At 61.9% G+C, this 11,396-nt stretch carries 7 protein-coding genes; 4 read left to right on the top strand and 3 right to left on the bottom strand.

Features of this window, described 5'->3' with window-relative positions; genetic code table 11:
• Positions 1–36 precede the first annotated feature (36 nt).
• Complete coding sequence (locus IB255_RS00485) at positions 37–2,448, top strand: diguanylate cyclase (protein ID WP_081519409.1); 2,412 nt, start codon at positions 37–39, stop codon at positions 2,446–2,448.
• A 40-nt stretch (positions 2,449–2,488) separates the two neighbouring features.
• On the opposite strand, the gene dacB is transcribed toward IB255_RS00485, so the two are convergent.
• Complete coding sequence (gene dacB / locus IB255_RS00480; protein WP_081519410.1) at positions 2,489–3,925, bottom strand: D-alanyl-D-alanine carboxypeptidase/D-alanyl-D-alanine-endopeptidase; 1,437 nt, start codon at positions 3,923–3,925, stop codon at positions 2,489–2,491.
• Between the two features lie 255 nt (positions 3,926–4,180).
• Between dacB and IB255_RS00475 the strand changes: the two genes are divergently transcribed.
• Positions 4,181–4,528 (top strand): YggL family protein, encoded by a 348-nt coding sequence (locus IB255_RS00475; protein ID WP_081519411.1) that lies wholly within the window; start codon positions 4,181–4,183, stop codon positions 4,526–4,528.
• Here the strand turns inward: IB255_RS00475 and IB255_RS00470 are convergent.
• Positions 4,509–4,925: a response regulator gene (locus IB255_RS00470; protein WP_081519412.1), complete on the bottom strand. Its 417-nt coding sequence runs from the start codon at positions 4,923–4,925 to the stop codon at positions 4,509–4,511. The genes IB255_RS00475 and IB255_RS00470 overlap by 20 nt on opposite strands.
• Positions 4,926–5,724: 799 nt before the next feature.
• On the opposite strand from IB255_RS00470, the gene IB255_RS00465 reads away from it, so the two are divergent.
• The gene (locus IB255_RS00465) at positions 5,725–6,351 is read left to right on the top strand and encodes a response regulator transcription factor (RefSeq protein WP_081519413.1); all 627 of its coding nucleotides are present in this window, start codon (positions 5,725–5,727) and stop codon (positions 6,349–6,351) included.
• A gap of 8 nt (positions 6,352–6,359) precedes the next feature.
• Positions 6,360–10,001, top strand: coding sequence for a transporter substrate-binding domain-containing protein (locus IB255_RS00460; RefSeq protein ID WP_081519414.1), 3,642 nt, complete (start codon positions 6,360–6,362; stop codon positions 9,999–10,001).
• Between the two features lie 14 nt (positions 10,002–10,015).
• On the opposite strand, the gene IB255_RS00455 is transcribed toward IB255_RS00460, so the two are convergent.
• Entirely contained in the window at positions 10,016–11,347 is a 1,332-nt protein-coding gene (locus IB255_RS00455) for a deoxyguanosinetriphosphate triphosphohydrolase (RefSeq protein ID WP_081519415.1), read from the bottom strand.
• Positions 11,348–11,396 lie beyond the last annotated feature (49 nt).

Below are 11,396 nucleotides of genomic sequence, written 5' to 3'. Positions count from 1 at the left end.
ATAAAAACTGAGTCACCCTGAGAGTTGGGAAAGCGCATGACTCAGTTGCCGGCCTATGAGCAGTTGCCCGCCGCTCAGGGAGTCGCCAGCCAGAAGAAGGCCCTGCGTGCCGCCGGCGTCGTGCTGGTGGCTGGCCTCTTGCTGACGGCGCTGCTCGGCTGGAATGTGTGGCGCAACGCCCGCACCTTTCTGGAACAGCAATTTTCCCTCGCCGCCAACGAGCGGATCGAGCGCGTGCGCGAGCGGCTATCGAATCAGCAGAGCGAGCTGGAGTCGATCCAGCGCTTCTTTGAGAACTCCACGAACGTTTCCCGTGAAGAGTTCGAGCACTTCGTCAGCCCACTGCTGGGCGACACGCTGGGTTACGCCTGGCTGCCGCGCGTGGACCAGCGTCAGCGCGACGCCTTTGAGGCCCGTGCCCATGACGCCGGCATGCTCGACTACATGCTTTTCGAGCTCGACCTTCAGGGCCAGCCGATTCCGGCACAGGTTCGCGAACGCTATTTTCCCGTCCTCTATGGCGCCTCCGAGTACCTGGAAGAGATGCCCCTGGGCCTGGACCTGAACTCGACCCTGCCAGGGCGTGAGTTGACCCAGCGTGTGGTGAAGACGCGCTCGGTGGCTGCCTCGATGCCCGTGGTCCTTCCCGGCGCGCCGCCAGCGGATTCCACCGGTCTGCTGCTGGCGGCGCCACTCTATCGCAGCAGTACGACGCCCAGCCCGACAGCCGAAACCCGCGTCGGAATCCAGGGCATCCTGCTGGCGGCGATCAGCTACCGCCTGCTCATCGAACAGGGTTCGGAAGCGCGCGGTGAGCAGCTGGCGCTGACACTGCGCGATGCCGGCGACCCGCGTCCGGATGTGCCGTTGTATCGCAGCCAGGTAGCGGCTGATCAGACGGCAGGACTGGTTTCCGAGCGACACCTGCCTTTTGCCGGTCGTGACTATCTGGTGCGCGTCGAACCTTCCAGCGACTTTCTGCGGCGCAACCAGGGGCATCCGCAGCTCTGGGTGGCGTTCGCGGGCGGGCTGACTTCGCTGTTGCTGGCGGGATATGTGCTGGCACTGCTGGGCCAGCGCCAGCGGGCCTTGCAGCTGGTGGACGAGCGCACCGCCGAGTTGCGGGCCAACCAGCTGGAGCTGCAGGAGAATCAAGCGCGCCTGCACTTCGCCATGGACAGCGCCGGCCACGGTGTCTGGGACTGGAGCCTGGATACCGGCAACGTGTTCTATTCCCATGCCTGGAAGGCCATGCTCGGCTACCGCGACAGCGAGGTGGGCACGACCACCGACGAGAGCCTGAGCCGGGTCCATCCTGATGACAAGGACGTGCGCTGCGAGGCGCTGCGACGGCATCTTCGCGGGGAATCCTCGCTTTACCAGAGTGAGCACCGGCTGCGCTGCAAGAGTGGGCGCTGGCTCTGGGTGCTGGATCGCGGTCAGGTGGTCGAGCGCGACAACGATGGTTCGCCGCGACGCATGATCGGCACCCAGACCGACATCAGTTCGCGCAAGGCTGCCGAGCTGGAACTGGGCGAGGTCAACAGTCGTCTGCACGGCCTGCTCGATGCGGCGACGCAGGTTGCCATCGTCTCGACCGATCTGCGCGGCTTCGTGCGCAGCTTCAACGTGGGCGCCGAGCGCATGTTCGGCTACAGCGCCCAGGAAGTGATCGGGCGGCCGGTGCCGGAGAATGTCTTCGTCAAGGACGAGATCCGTCGCCGCGCGCAGGACCTGTCGAGCATCCTCGGGCGCGAGATTCGCGGCTTCGACGTCGTCGGCGCCCTCGTGGGCGAGGGGCACGAGGAGCACGAGTGGACCTGCGTGCGCCGTGATGGCCGGCAACTGAAGATCAACCTGATCATTACCGGTGTGCGCGATTCGGCGGGCAACACCACGGCGTATCTGGGCATCGCCACTGACATTACCCGGCGCAAGGAGGCGGAGATGGAGTTGCGTCGCCTGTCGGTCACCGACGCACTGACGGGCATCCACAATCGCCGCTATTTCAAGGAGCAACTGGATCAGGCCATGGCGCGCTGTTCCCGCAATGGCGAGCCGTTGTCGCTGGTGATGTTCGATATCGACCACTTCAAGGACATCAATGACCGCTTCGGCCACGAGGCGGGCGATATCGTGCTGGTCACCCTGTGTCAACGCATTGCGCAGCGCCTGCGCAAAGTCGATGTGTTCTGCCGGATCGGTGGCGAGGAACTGGTGGTGCTCTGCCCGGGAAGCACCACGGACCAGGCCTGGCTACTGGCGGAGGCGCTCTGGAAGGCCTTGCGCGGGCAGCCGATGGAGGGTGTCGGCGTGGTGACGGCAAGCTTCGGCGTTGCCTCCTGGAGCCCCGGCGAAAGCGCGGACGACCTGATGCGCAAGGTGGACCGCGCGGTGTATCGCGCCAAGCGGCTGGGGCGGGATCGTCTGGAGAAGGTCGAAGCCTGATGCGAAAACCCCGGCCAGTTGGCCGGGGTTCGCGTGGGAATCAGCGCTTGGTGCTGCTGTAGAGGTCCAGCAACACCTGGTCGAGGATCGACGAGGCCCCCCACGGCCGGTTGCTGTTGAGGATGGCCACTACGACCCAGGTGCGGCCGTTGGCGTCGCGGCTGAAGCCGGCGAGGGCGCGCACGGTGTTCAGGGTGCCGGTCTTCACGTGGGCTTCTCCGGCCATGGGCGTGCCGCGCAGGCGTTTGCGCATGGTGCCGTCCTTCGCCACGATCGGCAGCGAGGAGATGTACTCCGCGGCGTAGGGGCTGTGCCACGCGGCCTGGAGCATGGCCGCCATTTCGCGGGCGCTGACTCGCTCGTCGCGGGACAGGCCCGAACCGTTCTCCATCACCAGGTGGCTCGCGGTAATGCCCTTGCGCGCCAGCCATTGGCGGATCACCCGCTGGGCAGCCTGGGCATCGTCCGCGTCGGCACCATTGCGATACTGGCGGCCGACTGACAGGAAGAGCTGGCGGGCCATGGTGTTGTTACTGAACTTGTTGATGTCGCGGATGATTTCCACGACGTCCGGCGACATGGCGCGAGCCACCAGAGTGGCGTTCTTCGGCACGGTGCCTTCGCGGTCCTTGCCGAGGATGCTGCCGCCCAGCTCCTGCCAGATGCCGCGCACGGCGCCGGCGGTGTAGGCAGGGTGCTCGAGCAGGGACATGTAGGTCTGGGCGCTGCAGCCCTGGGGAATCTGCCCGGTGGCGACCAGCGAGGTGCCGTCGAACTGGGTCACCGGGTTGAAGCGCAGTTTCGGCCAGGCGGGGCAGGCTGCGGCCTTGCTCACCTGGATCTGGTTGTCGATGCGCACGTTTGCCAGCGGTGGGTCCATCAGCACGGTGGCCTTGCTGCCTTCGGTGCGGATCACCAGTCGCACGCTCTTCAGGTTGACCATCAGCGAGTCCGGGCCGACCAGGAACGGCTTGTTGTCGTCGCCGCCGTCGTCGTTGAAGACCGGCAATTGCGGGATGTTGAAATAGCTGCGATCCAGCACCAGGTCGCCGGTGACCTTGTTCACGCCGTTGGCGCGCAGGTCGCGCATCATCAGCCAGAGCTTCTCCAGGTTCAGCTTCGGGTCGCCGCCGCCCTTGAGGTAGAGGTTGCCGTTGAGGGTACCGTCCTTGAGCTGGCCGTCGGTATAGAACTCGGTCTGCCACTGGTAGGTCGGGCCGAGCATTTCCAGGGCGGCATAGGTGGTGAACAGCTTCATGGTCGACGCTGGATTCACCGAGACGTCAGCGTTGAAATAGGTGGCGTTGCCGGGACCTTCCAGGGGAATCATCACCAGCGACAGGGCGTCGTCGGTGAGCTTGCTGGCCCTCAGCGCCTTCTGTACGCGCTCGGGCAGGGTGGAGTTGATCTGGGCAACAGCCGGCAAGGCGAATGGCAACAATGTAGCGAGAGCGAGGACACGCAGAGACTTGAACATAGAAAAGATGACATCCCAGTGGTCGGGCATTGACTTGAAAAAATGAAAAGATGAAGCGCAACACTACAGATGAAATACTCCCTGTTGGACCGGGAGCTGCGGCACATTATGCCGCAAGCCGTTCGAGGATGCGCTGGCCTTCGGATGCCAGTCGTCTCGGAGAGGTTTGTCGAGTCATTGTTCGTGCAAGTCCCGGATATGTTCCGGACACCCCCGTGCATCGAGCGGCGAAAGCCCTCCTGAGGAGAGATTCAGATGGCGACCCATCGTTCCCGTCGTTTACGCAAGAAGTTGTGTGTCGATGAGTTCCAGGAACTCGGCTTCGAACTGAGTTTTCAGTACAAGGAAGGAACGAGCGAAGAGGCTATTGACGCATTCATCAAGCGTTTTGCAGGTGTCGCGGTCGAACCCAACGACCTGGTCTATAGCGGTTGCGACGAGTACGGGTTCATCTGCCTTGCTCGGCGCGGCTCGGTGAGTGCGGAGCAGCGCGAGTTGATCGACGGATGGCTCAAGCAGCAGCCGGAGCTCGCAGGTTTCAGTCTCAGCTCGCTGATCGATGCGTGGTACCCGGACCAGCCAGTCAATCTGCCCGCATCCTGAGTCTGAGGCTCTCGTCCGCTGCCAGGGACTCCATCAGCGCCCACTCATCGAATGGTTTGGACAGGCAGGCCAGGACGGGTAGCCCCTGGTCGCGGAGGGTTCTGCGCAAGGCCTGCAATTCATCGGCATCTCGGCAACTCAGGAAGACTGCGTGGCGAATATGACCGGCTTCGGCCAGTTCGCCGAGCAGTTCTATGCCGTCAGTGTCCGGCAGGTTGATATCGCAGAGCAGCAAGTCGAAAGGTTCATTGCGACGTGCACACTCCTCGCGCGCCTCACTGGCATCGAGAGCGGGCGTCAATCGGAAGAATCCCAGTCTGTTCAATTGCATTTGCGTAGCGATCAGTTGGAAGGGATGGTCTTCGACTATCAGGATGCTGAATTTGTTTTCCTGCACGTAAGAAACTCCAGGCTGTCAGGGGGATCGACAATTGCAGTTGATAAGTTTGGTGCTTCCCATCTTCGGTGTGTCGATTGATATGCAGCTTGATTGCCGATGGGTAAGTTGATCAGTCAATGTATCGAACTGGTTATCTGGTTGAGTGGGTTTTAAGTTTTCCGGCGAAGGGCTTTCTTGTGCTTGTTTGTTCTGGGTGATTATTTGGTTTTACGATTTGATCTTGTTCGGGCTGTTCCATGTTTACCCTGATTGCTGAGGTTTACTGAGGAGGGGCTGAATTAACTGTTCAGTGTTCGATAGCTGATCTGTCTGGCAAGGGGAAGAGGCAGGGTGCTTGTCAGACGGCGGCCGACAGAAAGTGTGATCAAGGGCAGTGTTGGAGGAGTGCGTCAATGACTGCGGCCAGGCTGAGCTATGGCGAAATAGCTGATCTAGAGCGGGTGGTGTGGTTTCAATGGCTGCCGGGAAGGCGCGCTGATCCCGCGGGCGGAGTGATGGAGGGCGGGTCGCGAGGAAGGCTCAGGCGCCTATCGAGCGTTCGGTAGATGGGATAAGCAGCGATAGGGAAGCGAATTGTCAGGAATCGTGGTCAGATTTTCGCTCGTCTCTCATCAGAAATTCCTTGCCTATTTTGAGGTGACGTCAAAATATTTAAGGTTACTTGTAGGAATTATTTAGATGTTGTGTAGGAAAGCCCTCTAATGGTCAATATTGAGGGTGGGTAATCTCGACAGCGCTGGCTCTGCATATATCTTACCGAAGGACATTTTTAAGAAGGGTCTGAGGGAGGAAGCTGATGAGCAAAGTTCTAATTGTCGATGATCACCCAGTCATTCGCATGGCAATGCGTGTGCTGCTGGAAAAGGAAGGCCATGTCATCGTTGGTGAAACCGACAATGGCGTGGACGCGCTTTCGCTTGTCAAGGACCTGATTCCCGACCTGGTCGTTCTGGATATCGGTATTCCCCGGCTTGATGGCCTGGAGGTGATCAGCCGTATCTCTGCCTTCGAGCTGCCACTCAAGGTGCTGGTGCTGACCGGGCAGAGCGCGTCGCTGTTCGCCATGCGCTGCATGCAGGCGGGTGCATCAGGCTTCGTCTGCAAGCAAGGCGGTTTGTCCGAACTGATCAGCGCCGTCAACGCTGTGGTCGCCGGCTACAACTACTTCCCCAGCACGGCGGTGCGCCAGACTCGTCGCAACAATGGACAGATGGACGATCAGGAGCTGATCCAGCGCCTCTCGGATCGTGAGATGGCTGTCCTCCAGTACCTCGCTAACGGTTATTCGAACAAGGAAATCTCCGAACAGATGTTCATCAGCAACAAGACGGTCAGCACCTACAAGACCCGGCTGCTGCTGAAGCTCAATGCTCATTCGCTGGTTGACCTGATCGAGTTCGCCAAGCGGAACGCGCTGGTCTGAGGTGTTTGATGTGCCGCTTCCGCTTCATCGTCAGTGTGTTGCTACTCGTCTGTTGCGGATGGGTGATGGCGGAGCAGCACGATTGGACCTCGATCAACCTGCTGGCTCGTTCGGGCGACGAGCCAGTCAAGGTGCAACTCAGCGACTCCGACTGGCACTGGCTCAGGGACAAACGTACGCTGCGCCTGGGCGTGACCGCGCCCGATTACGCCCCGTTCGATATCACCAGCAGCGGCACGGACCTTGAGGGCATCACGGCCGACGTCGCGGGAATCATTGCCGACTCGCTCAATGTTCGAATTGAAGTACGACGTTATCCTGACAGGGATGCCGCTGTGGCCGCGCTGTCTCGCGGAGATATCGACCTGTTGAGCCGTGCCACGGGGTATGAGGCTGCGCGACCGGACGTTGTGCTGTCCGTACCCTACTTTTCCAACCAGCCGGTCATCATCGGGCCGGAAGGCACGCGTCTGGAAAGTAGTGAGCAACTCGCCGGCAAACGCATTGCGGTGGTCACCGACTACTTCCCGGAAAATGATCGGGACAGGTTCCTGGCCGGCGCCACCGTACAGAGCTATCAGTCGGTGCGCCGTGCACTGGAAGCGGTCGCTTTCGGCCAGGCGGACCTGTTCGTCGGCGATGCCTTCAGTGCGCAGTACCTGATCAGCCAGGCATACCTGGCCAATCTCAAACTGCTCAACTTTGCCAGCTTCAACGGCCAGGGTTTCAGCTTTGCACTGAATGCATCCGATCGGACGTTGCTGGACATCATCGACCATACCCTGAATGCGATTCCGCGACAGGGCGAGACGGCCATTCAGCGTCGCTGGAGTCCGGGCGGAAGCAGCCCCATTGCCGGCCAGCGCCTTATCCTGACGCCTCAGGAGCAACGCTGGGTGGACCGTCACCCGCGACCGAAAGTCGTGATCGATCAGGCGTTGGCTCCTGTTTCGTTCTTCGATGCCCAAGGCCAGTTCCGCGGAATCGCTGCCGATTTGCTGGAGCTGGTCCAGAGCCGAACCGGGATCGAGTTCGATGTACGCCCGCAGGCCAGCGTCACGGCGATGCTGGAGCAGGTGCGTACGGGCAAGGCCGACGTGATTGCGGCGCTGACTCCAACGGCGCAGCGCGAGGAATGGCTGAGTTTCACACGTCCCTACATGACCGCATCCTTCGTTGTCTTGGTGCCAGAGGGGAGCGACTGGCTGCACAGCCTGGGGGATCTCGATGGCCACACTGTCGCCGTCCCCAGGGGCTCGGTCATCGCGGACTTCATGCGTGCCCGCCACCCTCGGGTGAAACTGCTGGAGGTCGAGAACAATGTCGACGACCTGTCCATGGTCAGTGAAGGCAAGGTGGACGCCGGCATTCACCTGTTGTCGTCGGCCAACTACCTGATCTCCCGCTATTACCCGGACCTCAAGATCGCCCTGGCCCTGGATCGCGAGCCCGGACAGTTCTCGCTGGCGGTGTCACAGTCGGACCCGGAGCTGCTCAGTATCCTGAACAAGGCGTTACTGGCCATCGCGCCCGAAGACCTGAGCAATATCACTACCCGCTGGTCTGCCAGCGTGGACAGGCCAGACAGCGTCTGGCAGGGCTACCGCAAGCAGTTCATCCAGCTTGCCTGGGCGGCAGCGCTGGCATTGCTCATCGTGTTGCTGTGGAACGGTTGGCTCTGGCGCAAGGTGCGCCGGCGCCGGGATTCGGAGAAAGAGCTCAGTTACCGCCTCGAATTCAAGCGTGCATTGATCGATGGTATTCCTCAGCCGGTAGCGGTACGTGATCGTGAAGGGCGGCTGGTTACCTGCAATATCGGCTTCCTGAAGGAAACCGGAATGCCGCGCGAGTCGGTGGAAGGTTCCCGCGTCGTCGATTACCCCTGGCTGCAGGCGCCTGACGCGCTAGCGTTGCAGTTGATTCATCAGCAGGCCATGGAGCAGGACGGAAAAGTGGCCTCCGATCTGGTCCTGCAGATTCACAACGAAGTTCGGGAAATACATTACTGGGCGACTCCCTACCGTGGGTCGGGTGGTGATATCTCCGGGGTAGTCACGGGCTGGATCGATGTCACCGAGCGCGAGCGGCTGCACCACCAACTGGAAGCGGCGAAGGAGCTGGCCGAGGAAGCCAACCGCGCGAAGAGTACCTTCCTCGCTACCATGAGCCATGAAATTCGCACGCCGATGAACGCGGTGATCGGCATGCTCGAGTTGGCGCTCACCCGTGCCGATCAGGGGCATTGGGAGCGGGAGCCAGTCGAGGTGGCTTACGACTCGGCGCGTTCTCTGCTGACGCTGATCGGCGACATCCTCGATGTGGCCAAGATCGAATCCGGGCGTCTGACGCTGATGCCGGAGCGCGCCCACCTGCGCGAGTTGGTGGAGTCCGTTGCGCGCGTGTTCGATGGGCTGGCGCGGCAGAAAGCGTTGGAGCTCAGGATGGAAATCGAGGCGGAAGCCGCCTGTGACGTGCTGATCGATCCCTTGCGGTTCAAGCAGATTCTGTCGAACCTGGTCAGTAACGCCATCAAGTTCACCGACTTCGGGCATGTGAAGATTCGCGTCTACGGCGAGCGTGTCGCCGGCGAGCGCCTGGCCCTCGAGGTCAGCGTGCAGGACAGTGGGATCGGCATTTCTGAGGATGAACAGCGCCAGTTGTTCGAGCCTTTCAGCCAGGTGACCCGCAGTGGCGATGCCAGTCGAGGTGGTACGGGGCTGGGGCTCACCATCTGCCGCAAGCTGGCGGAGATGATGGGCGGCACCGTACGCATGGAAAGCCGTCCCGGCGAGGGCACCACGGTCACGGTGCGCCTGTTGCTGCAGACCCTGGAAAGCCTGCCCGAATGCGAAGTTGGGCCGGCCGTGATGGTCCCGAGGACCGCCCATTCGCTGAAGGTTCTGGTGGTCGACGACCATGTGGCCAACCGGATGCTGCTGACCCAGCAACTGGAGCATCTGGGGCATCAGGTCGAGGTCGCCTCCGACGGCTCCCAGGCACTGCAGCTGTGGCATCCGGGTGACTTCGATCTGCTGATCACCGACTGCAATATGCCGGTGCTCAATGGCTATGGTCTGGCCCGGCGGGTTCGCGAGCTTGAAGCGGAGATGGAAGCCGAACCCTGTGTGATCTTCGGGTTCACCGCCAACGCCCAGCCCGACGAGATCGAGAACTGTCGGCGGGCCGGCATGGATGACTGCCTGTTCAAGCCCATAGGCCTGGATAACCTGCGTGTGCGGCTGGATGCAGTGCCGAAGCTGTCAGCGGCTCACGACGATCAGGCGTCTGTGGAGAAGCAGGTCGATGGCTTCGACCTGAAGCCCCTACGGGAGATGACCGGCGGAAATCCTGGCCTGATCCGCCGTTTGCTGGAGGAGTTGTACAGCAGCAACCGGATCGATATCGACCAGGTCCGGCCGCTCTGGGAGGCCGGCGACTGGAAGCAGCTGGCCGATCTGGCCCACCGTATGAAGGGCGCAGCGCGATTGGTCAATGCGGACACGCTCCAGGACCTCTGCAGCAAGCTTGAAGGTGGCTGCAAGGATGGTCTCGACAGCCGGGAGCTGGGCAACCGGGCTCTGGCGGTGGAACAGGCGATGGCGACCTTGCAGGACGATTTGCTGCAGCAATTGCGCAAGCTGGCCGCCTAGCCCGCGCGGCCGCTTCAGCTCGGGCTGGAGCGGCCGGTCATCTCGCGCGCCATCTCGGTGGCATAGCTGTCGGTCATCCCGGCGATGAAATCCGTTACACGCAAGAAGGAGCGATAGAGCGACCAGCTCGGGTCCGGCGCGTAGTGGCTCAGCAAGTCGAGGATCCGCTGGTTCTTGAATGACGGCGTGCTCTGGCGGTGTTGCTCCAGCACGGCGCCACAGAAAGAGTTCAGCAGGATTTCCAGGGTGGTGTAAGCGCCGATCTCGTGCAGGGTCTTGCGCTTGTCCTGGAATATCTTCTCCCGTGCCATCGCCTTCGCGCGTTGCACGCAGCGCTTGGCCGGGCCATGCATGTGTTCTACCAGGTCGCCTTGCAGGCTTCCCGCGAGCAGGGTCTTTTCCTGTTCGACGAACGCGCGGGCGGCGGCATTGGTCAGGTGTTCGATGGCCTTGCCGCGCAGAATCGCCATCTTGCGCCGGCGCGAGTCCTTCGGGCCGAGCTGGCGGTAGGTTTCCGGCAGATCGTCGCCGACCAGGTCGAGCAGCAGCGCTTCCACTTCGCTGTAGTCGAGCAGCTCCATTTCCACACCGTCTTCCAGGTCGATCAGGCCGTAGCAGATGTCGTCCGCGGCCTCCATCAGGTAGACCAGCGGATGGCGCGCCCAGCGTTCATCTTCCAGCTGCGGCATGCCCAGTTTCTGGGTGATCTGCTCCAGCAGTGGCAGCTCGCTGCGGTAGCAGCCGAACTTGTGCTTCTTGTAGCCAAGAGAGTCGGCGTGGCGTGCCGTCCAGGGGTATTTCAGGTAGGTGCCGAGGGTGGCGTAGGTCAGGCGTGTGCCGCCGTCGAACTGGTGGTATTCGAGTTGGGTGAGGACACGGAAGCCCTGGGCGTTGCCCTCGAAGTGCAGGAAATCCGAGCGTTCCCCGTCGCTCATGCCATCCAGCCAGCCACGACCGGCAGCCTGCTGGAACCAGTGGCGGATGGCGTCTTCGCCGGAGTGGCCGAAGGGCGGGTTGCCGATATCGTGGGCGAGGCAGGCGGACTGGACGATCACGCCCATGTCCCCGGGGTCGCACCATTCCGGCAGGCGGTCACGAATGATCTCACCAACGCGCATGCCCAGTGAGCGGCCGACGCAACCGACCTCCAGTGAATGGGTCAGGCGGGTGTGAATGTGGTCGTTGCTCGATACCGGGTGCACCTGGGTCTTGCGCCCCAGGCGGCGGAAGGCACCGGAGAAGATGATGCGGTCGTGGTCCTTGTGGAAGGCGCTGCGGCCGAGTTCGGCGCTGCTGTGCACCGGTTTGCCGAGGCGCTCCCGGGGGAGCAGGGTGTGCCAATCCATTCTTCTTTCCGCAATCCAGAGAGTTACCGGCAACGCTAGCCGTTCGCGC

Source organism: Pseudomonas sp. PDM22, assembly GCF_014851965.1.
In the GTDB taxonomy this organism is placed as follows: Bacteria; Pseudomonadota; Gammaproteobacteria; order Pseudomonadales; family Pseudomonadaceae; genus Pseudomonas.
Note: the sequence above shows the minus strand (reverse complement) of the source record. Positions and strands in the feature narration are given on the sequence as shown.